13 protein-coding genes are annotated in these 13,776 nt (G+C 73.2%); 10 read left to right on the top strand and 3 right to left on the bottom strand.

Annotated elements, in window-relative coordinates; genetic code table 11:
• The first annotated feature begins 283 nt into the window (after positions 1-283).
• From ACFIF2_RS07350 to ACFIF2_RS07310, 9 genes are all read left to right on the top strand, one after another.
• On the top strand, positions 284-1,051 hold the full coding sequence (locus ACFIF2_RS07350; RefSeq protein WP_395571699.1) for a sulfite exporter TauE/SafE family protein: 768 nt from the start codon (positions 284-286) through the stop codon (positions 1,049-1,051).
• Between the two features lie 264 nt (positions 1,052-1,315).
• Positions 1,316-2,686 carry a cytochrome P450 gene (locus tag ACFIF2_RS07345; RefSeq protein WP_395571698.1) on the top strand — a complete coding sequence of 457 codons (1,371 nt, stop codon included), beginning with the start codon at positions 1,316-1,318 and terminating at the stop codon, positions 2,684-2,686.
• Between the two features lie 166 nt (positions 2,687-2,852).
• Positions 2,853-3,581 carry a S1 family peptidase gene (locus ACFIF2_RS07340; RefSeq protein ID WP_395571697.1) on the top strand — a complete coding sequence of 243 codons (729 nt, stop codon included), beginning with the start codon at positions 2,853-2,855 and terminating at the stop codon, positions 3,579-3,581.
• Between the two features lie 145 nt (positions 3,582-3,726).
• Positions 3,727-4,563, top strand: coding sequence for an ABC transporter ATP-binding protein (locus tag ACFIF2_RS07335; RefSeq protein WP_395571696.1), 837 nt, complete (start codon positions 3,727-3,729; stop codon positions 4,561-4,563).
• A 305-nt stretch (positions 4,564-4,868) separates the two neighbouring features.
• The gene (locus tag ACFIF2_RS07330) at positions 4,869-5,927 is read left to right on the top strand and encodes an ABC transporter substrate-binding protein (protein WP_395571695.1); all 1,059 of its coding nucleotides are present in this window, start codon (positions 4,869-4,871) and stop codon (positions 5,925-5,927) included.
• Positions 5,924-6,781 (top strand): ABC transporter permease, encoded by an 858-nt coding sequence (locus ACFIF2_RS07325; protein WP_395571694.1) that lies wholly within the window; start codon positions 5,924-5,926, stop codon positions 6,779-6,781. Before ACFIF2_RS07330 ends, ACFIF2_RS07325 begins: the two co-directional genes overlap by 4 nt.
• Entirely contained in the window at positions 6,757-7,569 is an 813-nt protein-coding gene (locus ACFIF2_RS07320) for an ABC transporter ATP-binding protein (protein ID WP_395571693.1), read from the top strand. The genes ACFIF2_RS07325 and ACFIF2_RS07320 overlap by 25 nt, the downstream gene beginning before the upstream one ends.
• A complete protein-coding gene (locus ACFIF2_RS07315) occupies positions 7,566-8,972 on the top strand; it encodes an LLM class flavin-dependent oxidoreductase (RefSeq protein WP_395571692.1) in 1,407 nt (468 codons plus the stop codon). The genes ACFIF2_RS07320 and ACFIF2_RS07315 overlap by 4 nt, the downstream gene beginning before the upstream one ends.
• A 269-nt stretch (positions 8,973-9,241) precedes the next feature.
• Positions 9,242-10,207 (top strand): YihY/virulence factor BrkB family protein, encoded by a 966-nt coding sequence (locus tag ACFIF2_RS07310; protein ID WP_395571691.1) that lies wholly within the window; start codon positions 9,242-9,244, stop codon positions 10,205-10,207.
• Positions 10,208-10,247: 40 nt separating this feature from the next.
• Here the strand turns inward: ACFIF2_RS07310 and ACFIF2_RS07305 are convergent, their stop codons facing one another.
• The 3 genes from ACFIF2_RS07305 to ACFIF2_RS07295 form a co-directional block, all read right to left on the bottom strand.
• The gene (locus ACFIF2_RS07305) at positions 10,248-11,123 is read right to left on the bottom strand and encodes an oxygenase MpaB family protein (RefSeq protein ID WP_395571690.1); all 876 of its coding nucleotides are present in this window, start codon (positions 11,121-11,123) and stop codon (positions 10,248-10,250) included.
• Positions 11,124-11,201: 78 nt separating this feature from the next.
• The gene (locus tag ACFIF2_RS07300; RefSeq protein ID WP_395571942.1) at positions 11,202-11,495 is read right to left on the bottom strand and encodes a transglycosylase family protein; all 294 of its coding nucleotides are present in this window, start codon (positions 11,493-11,495) and stop codon (positions 11,202-11,204) included.
• Between the two features lie 166 nt (positions 11,496-11,661).
• On the bottom strand, positions 11,662-13,131 hold the full coding sequence (locus ACFIF2_RS07295) for a sialate:H+ symport family MFS transporter (RefSeq protein WP_395571689.1): 1,470 nt from the start codon (positions 13,129-13,131) through the stop codon (positions 11,662-11,664).
• 136 nt (positions 13,132-13,267) lie between these two features.
• Here ACFIF2_RS07295 and ACFIF2_RS07290 point away from each other — a divergent pair, with 136 nt between their 5' ends.
• On the top strand, positions 13,268-13,756 hold the full coding sequence (locus ACFIF2_RS07290) for a DUF5949 family protein (RefSeq protein ID WP_395571688.1): 489 nt from the start codon (positions 13,268-13,270) through the stop codon (positions 13,754-13,756).
• The last annotated feature ends 20 nt before the right edge of the window (positions 13,757-13,776 follow it).

Below are 13,776 nucleotides of genomic sequence, written 5' to 3'. Positions count from 1 at the left end.
TGCTGGATTCCCGTCTACGCGGGCGGCCCGGTGGACGGCCCGTGTCGGGGGTGCCCGGGCTGTCCCTGAAGTCGGGGATGCCGTCTTTCACCCATCCGCCCGCTCCGCAAACGCGGTGATCGTATCACCGCATGATCAGGTGAATTCACGTCAAGAAGCGTTCGTTCAGGACCGGTTGGGGACCGGCCCCGGGCTCGTTGTGAACGGTGGGTACAGTCGGCCCCGTGAAAGATCCACACGACAGCCTTCGGCCGGACGCGCGGCCCGCGCGGGGCGGCACGGCATGACTCCGGAGGCCATGGCCGCGGTGTTCACGGCGGGCGTCGGAGCCGGCGCCATCAACAGCGTCGTCGGCTCCGGGACACTGATCACGTTTCCCGTGCTGCTGGCCACGGGACTGCCGCCCGTCACCGCCACGGTCTCCAACGGGCTCGGCCTCATCCCCGGCTCCATCAGCGGGGCGATCGGCTACCGGAAGGAACTGAGCGGCCAGGGCCGGCGCGTCCTGAAACTGAGCGCCGGCGCGCTGCTGGGCGGCCTCGCGGGTGCCACGCTCCTGCTGTCCCTGCCGGCCGACGCGTTCGAGACGATCGTGCCGGTCCTGGTGGGCCTGGCCCTGGTCCTGGTCGCCCTCCAGCCGCAGATCGGCCGGTGGGTGCAGCGCCGCCGGGAACGCACCGGGTCCTCCCCGCGCCGTGACGGCGGCCCGCTGCTGTTCACCGGGCTCACCCTCGCCAGTGTCTACGGCGGCTACTTCACCGCCGCCCAGGGGATCATCTACCTGTCGCTGATGGGCATGCTGCTCGACGAGCCCCTGCAACGCCTCAACGCGGTCAAGAACGTCCTCGCCGCCGGCGTCAACACGGTCGCGGCGCTCTTCTTCCTCTTCGCCGCGGACTTCGACTGGACGGCGGTCGCGCTCATCGCGGGCGGCTCGGCCCTCGGCGGCTACGCCGGAGCCAAGGTGGGCCGCCGCTTCAGCCCCGTGGTCCTGCGGGGCCTGGTCGTGACGGTCGGCACCGTCGCCCTGGTGCAGCTGCTGCTCCGCTGAGCCGGCCGGACCCCGGGGCCGCGCGAGGCCCGGTCCGGTCCAGTTCGGTTCTGGTCCAGTTCGGTTCTGGTCCGGTCCGGTCCGGTCCGGCCCGGTCCGGTCCGGTCCGGTCAAAAGTGGAACCTGCCCCATCACTTGTCCTTTCACGCCCCGTCCGCGCGGGCAGGCCACGTGGTGATCACCACGCCCCCGCGCGGATTGGGCCCGGGAGCGGTCAGGGAAGCCATGGAGGCGCCCGCGACCGACTCGAAGGGACGCCCCCCAATGACGCTCGTAGCGCCTCCCCCCATACCCAGGGCAGCGGGCTCGCTGCCGCTGCTGGGTCACGCGATACGGCTCCTGCGCGACAACCTCGGCTTCATCGCCTCCTTGCGCACCGCCTACGGACCGATCGTCGAGATCACCCTCCAGCCCGGCACCCGCACCCTCGTCGTGCAGGACCCCGGCCTCGTCCACACCATGCTGACCGACCTCGGACCGAGCCTCGACAAGGGCCGGTTCTTCGAGAAGATGGGCCAGTTGCTGGGCGACTCCGTCGTCACCGCCGCCGGTCAGGTCCACGTCCGCAGACGACGTCAGCTCCAGCCGGCCTTCGCCCGCGAGCGGATCGCCCGCTACGTCGACACCATGCGCGAGGAGACCGAGGCCGCCGTCGACGGGTGGGTCCCGGGCCGACGGCTCGACGTGCGCGAGGCGATGGTCGGGCTCAGCCTGAACATGCTGGCCAAGACCGTGTTCTCGGGCAGCCTCGACGAGGCAGCCTTCCGCCGGCTGCGCGCGGACCTGTCGGTCGTGATGAACGGCGTCGGCGCCCGCGTCATGCTGCCCGACTGGATCGAGCGACTGCCGCTGCCCGCCAACCGCCGCTTCACCGCGGCACGCGACGCCGTCCGCGCCACCGTCGACCGGGCCGTCACCGACCTGCGTGTCTCCGGACACGACACCGGCGACATGCTGTCCCTGCTGCTGCGCACCACCGACGAGGAGACCGGCCGGCCGCTGACCGGGCACCAGATCTCCTCCGAGATCCTCACCCTCGCCGTGGCCGGCACCGAGACCACCGCCTCGGTGCTGTCCTGGGTCCTGTACGAACTCGCCCGCGACCCCCAGGTCGAGGCCCGGGTGCTCGACGAACTCGACGACGTGCTCGGCGACCGGCCGGTCGGGTTCGACGACCTCGCTAGGCTGCCGTACCTCGGGCGGGTCGTCGACGAGACCCTGCGCCTTCACCACACCGGCTGGCTCGTCACCCGCCGCACCGTCACCGAGACCCGGCTCGGCCCCTGGACGATTCCCGCCGGGACCGAACTCGCCTACTGCCAGCACGCCCTGCACCGCGACCCCGAACTGTTCCCGGACCCCCTGCGGTTCGACCCGGACCGCTGGCTGGACAGCGACCGGCCCCGTCCCTCGCACGCGTTCCTGCCGTTCGGCGCGGGCAGGCACAAGTGCATCGGTGACCGGTTCGCCCTCACCGAACTCGTCACCGCGCTCGCCACCGTCGTCCGGCGGGTGCGCCTGGAACTCGCCCCGGGCCAGACGGTACGGCCCGTCGCCGCCGCGACCGTACGGCCCCGGACCCTGCTGATGACCGTGCGCGACAGGAAGGCGCCCCCGGCCGTCGCGGCCGGCTGAACCTCGTGCCGGGCCGGTCCGGGGCCGCCCGGGCCGGCCCCGGGGCGGGGCATAACGGCGTGTTATGCGCAGCCGGGATTGGTGGCCCCGGGTCCGCGCCGGACATCCTGAGCGCCCCCACCCATCAACACGCGGTCCCCGCGCGTGTCGTCGGAATCGAGGAGCCTTGCGCATACCCAGACTCGTCCCCACCCTGTTGGCCGCGCTCCTGGCGGCCCTGCTGTCGGCCCTCGCGCTGGCGCCGACCGCGTCCGCGGCCGAGCCCCGCCCCGGTGACGGCGGCCCCCAGCCGATCATCGGCGGCGGCTACGCGCAGAACGCCCCGTGGGCCGCCCGGCTGTTCTCCAACGGAACCCAGACCTGCTCCGCGACCATCATCTCCCCCACCTGGATCCTCACCGCCAGGCACTGCGTGAGCGGCGGCGGGCTCTCCTTCCGCGTCGGCAGCCTGGACCAGCAGTCCGGCGGCACGGTGGCCCAGGGCGTCCAGACCGTCACCCACTCCTCGTCGGACCTCGCGCTGGTCCGGCTCGACCGCTCCGTCTCCGCCTCGTACGCGCGGCTCGGGCAGCCCGGCACGGTGCGGGTCGGCCAGACCGTGCAGGTCTACGGCTGGGGAGCCACCTCACGGTGCGGTTCGGAGATCAACTGCCAGTCCCGGTACCTGAAGGTCGCCGACGTCAGTGTCACCCAGGGCTGCCGCGACGCCTACAACGGCTCGGCGATCTGCGCCCGCGCCGTCACCGGCATCACCGCGGGCGGCGACTCCGGCGGCCCGATGATGGCGGGCGGCGTGCAGGTCGGCGTCGCGTCGACCAGCGACCGCCAGACCACCACGGCGTACACGAACGTGACCGCCTACCGTTCCTGGATCCAGTCGGTCGCGGGCGTCTGACCCCGCCCCTCCCCCGGAACGGAACCGGGCTGAAACGGGCCGAACCGGGCCGGGCCGTCCAGTAACCGGACGGCCCGGCAGCCGCGTGGTGGATGCATCTATCGTCGGCCGAACCGATCGGCGTCCCGCGCGAAGGAGTCCCGGTATGGCCGGACAGGCAGCCCCGTCCCCGGCGCACGCACACGAGGCGGCCGTCCTGCGGCTGCGGGACGTGAGCGTCCGGCGCCACACGACGGACCAGGTCATCCTCGACGGCGTCGACTGGACGGTCCGCCCGGGAGAGCACTGGGCCCTGCTCGGGGCCAACGGCGCCGGCAAGACCACCCTGCTGCGCCTGCTCGGCGCGCTCATGCACCCCACGACCGGCACGGTCGAGGTCCTCGGCAGCCTGCTCGGCCGGGTGGACGTCCGTGAGCTGCGGACGCGCATCGGCCACGTCACGTCCGCCCAGCGGGTTCCGCAGGACCTCACCGCCCACGCGGTCGTCCTCACCGGCCACAGCGGCACCGTGCAGCCCCTGTGGCGGACGTACGACGATCAGGTCCGGCTCCGTGCCCACGAACTGCTGACCGAACTCGGTGTCAAGGAACTGGCCGACCGGCCGTACGGCGTCTGCTCCGGCGGGCAGCGGGCCCGTGTCCTCATCGCCAGGGCGCTGATGGCCGATCCGGCCCTGCTCCTGCTCGACGAGCCGTTCAACGCCCTGGACCTCCCCTCCCGTGAGGATCTCGTCGAGGCCATGCACCATCTGGCGAAGGGTCGGCCGGGGTTGGCCACCGTGACGGTCACCCACCACCTGGAGGAGCTGTTCCCCGCCGTCGGTCACGCCCTGCTGCTGCGGGAGGGCCGGGCCCTGGCGCGCGGGCCGGTGGACGACGTCCTGACCGGTCCCCTCCTGACCACCTGCTTCGGCCGTGACATCACGGTGGCGAGGCGCGACGGCCGCTGGTCGGCCTACTCGGCGCGCCCCGGCCGCGGTTGAGCACGGCACCGGAGGTGTGCTCCCCGTTTCGGGAGCATGACGTGTTTCCGGAACGTGACACCTCCACCAATGCGTCATTGCGGCCACGGCCGAGCGGGCCGACGGACCTTGACCCCTTTATGACCCGCCGTTAGCGTCCACGGCATGCGGAAATCCCGGCAGTTCAAGAAAAGGCGGGCCATCGATCTGATGCGCGTCGCCACCGCGGTGTGTAGCTGAACACGTAGCTGAACTCCACCGTCCCACTGCCCTTGCTCCCGTATCCCGTGAAGGCCGTCATGACCCCACGCACCACTCGCCCACCCATGCCCGGATTCCGGCGCGTTCCCGTCCTGGCCGCGTTCGCCTCCTCTCTCGCGCTCACGTCCTGCGTGGCCCCGCCGCAGTCCACCGCGAGCAGCGAGGACGTGTCCGGCGAGAAGATCCCGGCCGCGGTCTCCCGCGCCACCACGCTCACGGTCGGAGCGCCCGACCTCAAGGTCGCCCTGGAACTGTCCGGGCAGATCGACGACCTTCCCTTCACGGTGAAGTGGGCCAACATCAGCGGCGGTCCCCAGTGCTCGGAGGCCTTCCGGGCGAACGCGCTGGACGTCTGCTCGGCCGCGGACATCCCGTCGATCAACGCGCACTGGACGGGGCTCGACACCAAGCTCGTCGCGGCGAAGTACCGCACCGACCCGATCAGGAACCCCATCTACGAGCTGGGCATCGCACCCGGCGCCGGCGTCCGCACGCTCGCGGACCTGCGGGGCAAGAAGATCGCCTACAGCCCGGGGCAGGCCCAGGGCGCGCTGGTCCTGCGCATTCTCGAAAAGGCCGGGCTCACCCGACAGGACGTCGAACTCGTCGAACTCGCGAGCACTGGAGACGTCTATCCGACGGCTCTCGGAAACCGGCAGGTGGACGCCGCCCCCATCGCCGACGTCAACGTCAAGCGCTATCTCGCCCGATACGGAAAAGACGGCGGCACGACCGTCAGGCACGGGCTGCGGGACGATCCCGCGCATTTGTGGGCGCTGACCGAATCCGTCGCCGACGCACAGAAATCGGCGGCCGTCAGGGAACTCGTGAAATTCTGGGCGCGGGCGCAGGTCTGGATCGACAAGCACCCGAAGGAATGGGTCGCCGGCTATTACGTCGAGGACCAGGGACTCAGCCGCGAGGACGGTGAGTACCTCGTCGAGCGCGCCGGTCACCCGGACCTTCCCGCGGACTGGACCGAGGCCATCCGCCGGCAGCAGCAGACCATCGACCTGCTGGCCCGGGAACAGGACCGCGAGCCGTTCGAGGCGGACCTGCTCTTCGACCGCCGCTACGAGCCGGTGGCCGCCGCGGCCGTCGCCGGCGCGGGGAGGACACCATGAGCACCACGGCCTTCGACCGGCAGGCGCCACCGGCGGGCCAGGCCCCCGCGGCCCCGGCCCGCCCCCGCCGGGCGCGCCGCACCCGCCTGGGACCCGGCAGGCCCGTCCCGTACGGCTGGGCGATCGGCCCGGTGCTGCTGCTCGCGCTGTGGGCGGCCGGCACCGGACTCGGCCTCGTCGACGTCCGCAGCCTGCCCGCCCCGTGGACCATCGCGGGCACCGCGGGCGACCTGATCGAGAGCGGCAAGCTCCAGTCCCACCTCGCGACCTCCGCGCAACGCGCCGTTCTGGGACTCCTGTCCGGCGTCGCGGCGGGGCTGCTCCTGGCCCTGCTCTCCGGGCTCAGCCGGCTCGGTGAGGCGGTGATCGACGGCCCCGTGCAGATCAAGCGGGCCATCCCCTCGCTGGCGCTGATACCCCTGCTGATCCTCTGGTTCGGCATCGGCGAGACGATGAAGGTGATCACGATCGCCCTCGGGGTGTTCGTGCCGGTCTACATCCACACGCACAACGGACTGCGCGCCATCGACAACCGCTACGCCGAACTCGCCGAGACCGTGCGCCTGGGCCGGCTCGCCTTCGTCCGGCACGTGGTGCTCCCCGGCGCCCTGCCCGGCTTCCTGCTCGGCATGCGCTTCGCGGTGACCGGCGCCTGGCTCGCCCTGGTCGTCGTGGAGCAGGTCAACGCCACCAGTGGCATCGGCTACATGATGGAGCTAGCGCGGACCTACGGGCAGACCGACGTCATCATCGTCGGTCTCGTCGTGTACGGCCTGCTCGGCCTCGTCTCCGACGCCCTCGTACGCCTCGTGGAGAGGAGGGCCCTGTCATGGCGGCGCACGCTGGCGGGCTGAACACCACCGGGGACCGCACGGCGGTCCGCATCGAGAACCTGGTGCGCTCCTTCGGCGAGCGCAGGGTGCTCGACGGGCTCGACCTGTCCCTCGCCCCGGGCGAGTTCGTGGCCCTGCTCGGGCGCAGCGGCTCCGGCAAGAGCACGCTGCTGCGGGCACTCGCCGGGCTCGACCACGAGGTGGCGGGCAGCGGCGTCCTGACCGCCCCCGACGACGTGTCCGTCGTCTTCCAGGACGCGCGGCTGCTGCCCTGGAAGCGGCTGCTCGACAACGTCGTCCTGGGCCTGGACGGTCCCGAGGCCCGGGAACGGGGCCGGGCCGCCCTCGCCGAGGTCGGACTCGCCGGTCGCGAACACGCCTGGCCGGTGGAGCTGTCCGGCGGCGAGCAGCAGCGGGTCTCCCTCGCGAGGTCCCTCGTCAGGGAGCCGCGCCTGCTCCTGGCGGACGAGCCGTTCGGCGCCCTGGACGCCCTGACCCGAATCCGGATGCACGCCCTGCTGCGGCGGCTGTGCGAGCGGCACCGGCCCGCCGTGCTCCTCGTCACCCACGACGTGGACGAGGCCATCGCCCTCGCGGACCGGGTGGTGGTGCTGGACCGGGGCGCGATCGCGGCCGACGTTCCCGTGGAGCTGTCGGCACCGCGCCGCCACGCCGGCCCCGAGTACGCCGCCCTGCGCGGCCGGCTGCTCGCCCGGCTGGGCGTGGACACCACCGAGAACGGCGAGGGCGTCGACGACACCGGCACCGGGAGCGTCGTCGGTGACGCCGGGGAGGAGAGGGCGGCATGAGCACCCGGACGCTGCACCTGAACCTGTTCGTCTACCCGGGCGGCCACCACGAGGCCGCCTGGCGCCACCACGGCACCGACCCGGACCGGATCCTGGACATCCGCTTCTACCAGGACCTCGCGCGCCGGGCCGAACGGGCCGCCTTCGACGCCGTGTTCTTCGCCGACGGCCCGTCACTGGCGGACAACGTCCGCTACGCCAGCCGCTTCCGCCTCGAACCGTTCACCTGGCTGTCGGCGATCGCCGCGGCCACCGAACGCATCGGCCTGATCGCCACCGCCTCGACCACCTACACCGAGCCGTACAACCTGGCCCGTCTCTTCTCGTCCCTGGACCACCTCAGCGGCGGCCGGGCCGGCTGGAACATCGTCACGACCGGTGCCCCGCAGGCCGCCGGGAACTTCGGCCTCGACGAACACCCGGTGCACGCCGAACGGTACGACCGGGCACGGGAGTTCGTCGACGTCGTGACGAAGCTGTGGGACAGCTGGGAGGACGAGGCGCTGGTCGCCGACCAGCGCACCGGCCTCTTCGCCGACACCGACCGCATCCACGAGATCGACCACGTGGGCCGCCACCTGAAGGTGCGCGGCCCGCTCAACCTGCCTCGCTCGCCCCAGGGCCGCCCCGTGCACGTCCAGGCCGGCTCCTCCGAGGACGGCCGCGCCTTCGCCGCCGCGTACGCCGAGGCCGTGTTCACCGCGCACCAGACGCTCCGCGGTGCCCAGGACTTCTACACCGACCTCAAGGCGCGGGCCGCGGCGCTCGGCCGCGATCCGGAGCGGCTGCTCGTCCTGCCCGGCATCAGCCCGTTCATCGGCTCGACCGAGGCGGAGGCACGCGCGCTGCACGAGGAGTTCGACGAACTCACCCAGCCCGCGTACTCGCTCCAGCTGCTCCACCGCCTGCTGGGGCTGGAGCTGAGCGTCGAGGAACTGGACGGGCCGGTGCCCCGCCGGCTCATCGAGACCCGGGGCGAACGCGGCAACGGCAGCCGCTTCCAGCTGGTCCTGGACATCATCGACCGCGAACAGCCCACGGTCCGGCAGCTGTTGCGCCGGCTCGCGGGGGCGCGCGGCCACCAGGTCGTGGCCGGTACGCCCGAGCAGGTCGCCGACCGGATCCAGGAGTGGTTCGAGCAGGGGGCGGCGGACGGCTTCAACGTCATGCCGCCCTGGCTGCCCGGCGGCTTCGACCTCTTCGCCGACGAGGTGGTGCCGATCCTGCGCTCCCGGGGACTGTTCCGCGCCGCGTACGACGGCGCCACGCTGCGCGAGCACTACGGCCTGGCGCGGCCCCGGGCGGTCCCGGTCCGGTCGGCGGGACCGGCACCGGCGTCCCGGGCCACGACTGCCGGGGCCGGCCGACGTGCGACCAGCGGTGTCCGCCATGCGGTTCCGTGAGGGCGGCCCCGGACGTATCGGCGTTCGGAACGTCCGGGACCGCCCCTCGGCTCCCCCGCCGGGTGGACTGCCCATCCGCCGGCCGGGGAAAACGGGGCGCCGGGCCGGCGGGGCTCACGTGCACGCCCACGGGTGACCCCGGTCAACACGGCGTCGCCGGGCGGGTACGAGGTCGTCCCGTCCGTGCTGTCGGCTCGTTCACGGGGCATACGCGGGGGTGGAGGAACCTCCGCCCCCCCGCCCGCCCCGACCCGAGGAGCAGCCGCACCGTGGGTACCGCCGTACACGTCCCGCAGACCCGGGACATGCTCGGGGAAGAACTCTCCGGCGACGAAGCCCTCACCGCGCTCCGCCGTTACGGCGGCGTGCGGCTGCTGACCGACGCCTTCACCCGGTTCCGCTACGCCGACGGCTTCACCAACGCACGGGCCCTGGCCTTCCAGGTGGTGATCGGCCTGGTCCCGTTTACCATCGTGCTCGTCGGCCTCGCCACGTCGGTGCACACGGAGGGTGTGGGCCGGGTCGTCGAGCTGACGCTCGGCCGGATCGTGCCGGGCGCGAGCGCCGACGTGGTGGAGAAGGCGTTCGAGGGGACCCGGCGCAGCGCCGACAGCGACGCGTGGAGCACCCTCGCGCTGTGGCTCGGCCTGGCGTTCGCCGTGCTGAACCTCGCTTCGGCGATGGCCCAGATCGAGCGGGGCGCCAACCGCATCTACGGCATCGAGCGGGACCGTCCCTTCCCCCGCAAGTACGGCAGGGCCCTGGTCCTCGCGTTCACGGCCGGGCTGCCGATGGTGCTGGGGTTCCTGGTGCTCGTCGCGGGCGAGGCCGTCGGGGACGCCGTGGCCCGCACCTTCGGCGACCGGGCCGCCGGCACCGGGTGGTGGGGTGTGCTGGACGTGCCGGCGGGGCTGCTGCTGGCCTGGGTGGCGTCGGCGGTGATCCTGCGCTGGTCGCCCCGCCGCGTCCAGCCCGGCTACACCTGGCTGGCGTTCGGCTCGGCGGTCCACCTGGTGCTGTGGGTGTCGGCGACCTGGCTGCTCGCGCTGTACGTGGGGCACAGCGGTGCCTTCGGCGCCGTGTACGGTCCGCTCACCGCGTTCATCGCGCTGCTGCTGTGGGCGAACCTCACCGCCGTGGCGCTCTTCCTCGGCATCGCGTTCGCCGCCCAGCTGGAGGCGGCCCGGGCCGGTATCCGTACGCCGGTACGGCCGGACCCCGGGCCGGGTGACTGACGGTTCCCGGCAGCGGCCGGGCGGCAGCGGGCCGCCGGCGTCACCCGGTGTCGCGCGGCGGGGTCATCGCCCAGCGGATGCCCGCGGTCACGGCCGTGCCGAGCGGCCGTACGCACACGCTCTCCGCCGGCGGGACGCGCGGCAGCCACAGGGCGCGTGAGGCCCAGCGCGGCAGCAGCGCGACCGCGTTCGCGGCGACGATCCCGTACGGGAGGCGGGCGAGCAGCGGCACGGGCGGATTCAGCAGCAGGAACCGCGCGGTGCTCCGCGCCTCGGCGGTCGCGCGCAGCTCACCTCGGTAGGCGGCCAGCCGCTCCGCGAGTCCGGCGCGGTCCACGGGCGGGTCGGGCACCCCGAGCGCGGTGGCGATGCGCGCCATGTCGGCCACGTACCCGTCGCAGCCGTCCTCGTCCAGGGGGCGGGCGCCGTAGTTCTGGTGGGCGCGCAGGAAGCTGTCGACCTCCGCGACGTGCACCCAGCACAGCAGGTGCGGGTCGGCGGCGGCGTACTCCTCGCCCTCGGCGGTGGTGCCGCGCACGGTGTCGTGCACGGCCCGGACCCGCTCGCACGCCTCCTGGGCGCTGTCGGCCGGCCCGTAGGTGGTGACGGCCAGGAAGGTGCTGGTGCGCTGGAGCCGCCCCCAGGGGTCGCCGCGGAACCCGGAGTGCGCGGCCACGGCGGCCATGGCCAGGGGATGCAGCGACTGGAGCAGCAGGGCGGACAGGCCCCCGATGAACATGGCGGCGTCCCCGTGGACCCGCCTGACCGGCCGCTCGGGACCGAACCAACGCGGTCCCGGCGTGTCGTGGATGCGGGCCCGGTTGCCCGGCCCCTCCGGTCCCGCGACCCTGGAGAAGATCATGTCGCCGATCCGCGCGCGGGGGTCGGGAAGGCGATGGCCGGGGAGACGTCTCATGGCTGCCGGCCCTCCTTCGCCTACCGCGGCCGGGCGGCTCACACCACTACGTCTGCCCCGGCCGGGACGGCGGGAACATCAGGCGCAGCCCCAGGCCGACATTCCCTGGAGGCGGGCCAGGCGCTTGGCCACCGCGATCTGCTCGGCGCGGGAGGCCAGGTCCGCGCGCGGGGCGTACTCGAGGCCGCCCGCCGCGATCCAGCTGGACCGGGCGAACTGCAGGCCGCCGTAGTAGCCGTTGCCGGTGTTGGCCTTCCAGTTGCCGCCGGACTCGCACGCGGCGATGGCGTCCCAGTCGGTGCGCTGGGGGACCAACGGCGAGGCGGCGGCCGCGGTGGGCGTACCCAGCGCGGCCGCGGCGAGCAGGACCACCACGGCGGCCCGGACTCCCCGGCCCCGCACTCCGCACCCGCCGCTCGTATGAGCATCTCGTCTACAGATCATATGAAGACTGTTACACCAGGTGACGGTGGGACGGTGCGCGGGCCGCCACCTCCTTACGCCGGTCGGAGCAGACGAACCGCCCGCGCGGGCGCGGTCACCCCCGCGGGCGTACGGGGCGCGGGGTGTCCGCCACCGCCTCGGTGGCCAGGTGGTCCGGCACGGGCTCCGGGTCGACGAGGCGGTTGAGGCGGCTCGGTACGTCGAGGCCGATCAGCAGTACGACGACGAGCGTCAGCGAGAACGTCAGCACCGCGAGCGACCGGCCCAGGGACATGGTCGACGCCAGCTCGGCCCCGAGCACCGGGGCGACGGCACCGCCCAGCGCGCCGACGTTGTAGGTGAAGCCCAGGGACGCGGCCCGGGTCTCGGCCGGGAAGTGCCCGGCGATGTACTTGGGCAGCAGTCCCGAGACGCCCTGCATGCAGGCGAGCATCAAGAAGAGCAGGACGCCCAGGACGAGCCGGCCGTCCCGGACCGCGAAGACGGGGAAGACGAAGGCGACGCCGATCAGCAGGGTGCAGGCGTACGTCCTGCGGGTGCCGAACCGGTCCCCCGCGAAGCCGGTGACGACGCAGCCGGCCATGGTGCCGAACCCGGCGTAGTACAGCGCGTCGCTCACCTGCGCGGGGGTGAGGCCCAGCTCGGTCTTGAGGTACGTGGGCAGCAGCGCCTGGACCGGCCAGCTGTAGAGGAAGGCGCAGAAGACGGTGCCGCAGAGCGCGACGTACAGCACCCACCGCCTGCGCCCGCCCCACTGCACGGCGAACGCGATCAGACAGGCCGCGGCCACGACCGACAGCAGGGGCACGGCCCCGGTGCCGAGCGGGGTGAAGACCGCGAGGAGCGAGCCGGTGGCGACGACCGCGAGCACCGTGTTGGCACCCGCCCGGAACCGGCCCGCGAACAGCGGCCGGAACGGGTGGGGCCGTGCACCCGCGGCACCCACCCGCGCCTCCCAGTCGTCGGCCTCGGGCAGCGCGCGCCGCACCCAGAGCGTGACCGCCACCGGGAACAGGCCGATGTAGAACAGCCAGCGCCAGCCGTGCGCCGGCACCACGTGCTCGTACACCTCGGCCGCCAGGACGCCGCCGAGGGAGAAGCCGGAGATGAGGAAGCCCGAGGCACGGTTGCGCAGCCGGGCGGGCCAGCTCTCCAGGACGTAGGTGGCGCTTGCGCTGTACTCCCCGGCCATGCCCATCCCGATCAGCAGGCGGGCGGCGAACAGGCTGGTGTAGTCCCAGGCGAATCCGCAGGCGAAGGTACCGATCGAGTACAGCAGGATGGAGGCCACCATGGCGCTCCTGCGGCCGAGGCGGTCCCCGAGGGCGCCGAGCAGGGCGCCGCCGAGCCAGCGGGTGACGAAGGCCCCGGAGACCAGGCTCGCGGACTCGACGGCCGACAGTCCGAAGTCGTCGGCGATCTCGGTCAGCACGAGGGTGATCAGGACGAAGTCGAAGCCGTCGAGGAGGTAGCCGATCCAGGCGGCGAAGAACGACTTCCACTTCTCCCGGGACACCTCGCGGTACCAGGGCGGGCGGGTCGGGGCGGGGCGCGCAGGGTGCATGCGGGATCCAATACGGGTGGGGGGCACGCGCCGAGGTCGCGGGGGCGACCCTCGTTCGTGTGAAGAAGCGGGAGCGTGTCCGCCAGTCGGGTGAGGGACGGGCGGGCGGGCCCCGGCGCGCCCTTACGGTTTCGCGGTGACCTCGATCCCCACTGAACCGCGCCCCCTGCGAACCGCCGACCTCGGCACGCTCGTCATCATGTCCTGGAGCCGCGAGACCCCCGACGGCGACGTCCCCTTCCTCCTCGCCTGCTCCCTCGGCGACGGCGAGGGCGGCCCCGAGGCGTCGCCGGCCGCCGTCGAGGCCCTGCTCCGCCACTCCGGGCTCTCCGTGGGCGACGGCGTCCTCGAAGCCACTCGGCTGCCGAACCTGCCCGTCTCCCTGCTGGTGGTACCGGGCGCGGCGGCCCTCACCATGCCCGGCGTCAACGCCCAGTTCGTGCCCACTCCCCAGTGGCGCAGGGCGGTCGACGAGCGCGGGTACGCCTGTCTGATCTTCACCACGCGTCCCTGGGCGGGCGGCGAGCCCGGTGACGGCGAGGCGGTCGCCGCCTTCGCCAACGACGCGTCCACCCTGGCGTCGGCGGCGCAGGTCGTCCTGCCCGTGCGCAGCCTGCGCGGCTGACCCCGCCGCGGCGGCGCGCC

This window comes from Streptomyces sp. BK79 (assembly GCF_044142145.1).
Lineage (GTDB): Bacteria > Actinomycetota > Actinomycetes > Streptomycetales > Streptomycetaceae > Streptomyces.
This window is presented reverse-complemented; position numbering and strand designations above follow the sequence as displayed.

What these genes read in the sequence shown, in the direction of transcription:
- ACFIF2_RS07295 (WP_395571689.1), bottom strand. Translation starts at nt 13,131, where the DNA reads ATGCACCCTGCGCGCCCCGCCCCGACCCGCCCGCCCTGGTACCGCGAG.
- ACFIF2_RS07325 (WP_395571694.1), top strand. Translation starts at nt 5,924, where the DNA reads ATGAGCACCACGGCCTTCGACCGGCAGGCGCCACCGGCGGGCCAGGCC.
- ACFIF2_RS07350 (WP_395571699.1), top strand. Translation starts at nt 284, where the DNA reads ATGACTCCGGAGGCCATGGCCGCGGTGTTCACGGCGGGCGTCGGAGCC.
- ACFIF2_RS07345 (WP_395571698.1), top strand. Translation starts at nt 1,316, where the DNA reads ATGACGCTCGTAGCGCCTCCCCCCATACCCAGGGCAGCGGGCTCGCTG.
- ACFIF2_RS07305 (WP_395571690.1), bottom strand. Translation starts at nt 11,123, where the DNA reads ATGAGACGTCTCCCCGGCCATCGCCTTCCCGACCCCCGCGCGCGGATC.
- ACFIF2_RS07335 (WP_395571696.1), top strand. Translation starts at nt 3,727, where the DNA reads ATGGCCGGACAGGCAGCCCCGTCCCCGGCGCACGCACACGAGGCGGCC.
- ACFIF2_RS07330 (WP_395571695.1), top strand. Translation starts at nt 4,869, where the DNA reads ATGCCCGGATTCCGGCGCGTTCCCGTCCTGGCCGCGTTCGCCTCCTCT.
- ACFIF2_RS07315 (WP_395571692.1), top strand. Translation starts at nt 7,566, where the DNA reads ATGAGCACCCGGACGCTGCACCTGAACCTGTTCGTCTACCCGGGCGGC.
- ACFIF2_RS07320 (WP_395571693.1), top strand. Translation starts at nt 6,757, where the DNA reads ATGGCGGCGCACGCTGGCGGGCTGAACACCACCGGGGACCGCACGGCG.